We start from the raw sequence: 434 nt of genomic DNA, 5'->3' as shown, positions 1-434 counted from the left end.
ATGAAGACCAGCTACAGTTTCAACGAGAAGAACAAGGACACCGACTACAAATCCGGGCAGATCTTTCACTTCGATTATTCGGCCAGCTACAAGATTACCGACGACCTGATGCTCGGCATCAACGGCTACTACCTCAAGCAGACCACAGACGACAAACAGTTCGGCCGCACCGTGCAGTTCGCCGGGCAGGATGTGGATGACGGCGTGCGCGGCAAGGTGTTCGCAATCGGGCCGGCACTGCACTTCACCTTTCTCAAGTACGCCAGTGCGGAGATTCGCTGGGCCAAGGAATTTGACGTGGAGAACCGGCCGAAGGGGGAAATGTTGTGGGCGAAGGTGAGTATTCCGTACGCCTTCTGACCCTGCCAGATTGCGCTCAGATGCGAACAGTACTCAGACGGGCGCCCAATAAACAGACTCATCCCGCACCAGAC

General features: G+C 56.0%; 1 protein-coding gene. It reads left to right on the top strand.

Going from position 1 to position 434, the window contains the following annotated elements:
• Positions 1–360: SphA family protein (locus AACY49_RS31225; RefSeq protein ID WP_339528204.1), on the top strand; the 360-nt coding region annotated here is incomplete at its 5' end.
• Positions 361–434: the final 74 nt, after the last annotated feature.

The organism is Pseudomonas sp. EL_65y_Pfl2_R96 (assembly GCF_963970905.1).
Classification (GTDB): domain Bacteria; phylum Pseudomonadota; class Gammaproteobacteria; order Pseudomonadales; family Pseudomonadaceae; genus Aquipseudomonas.
This window is presented reverse-complemented; position numbering and strand designations above follow the sequence as displayed.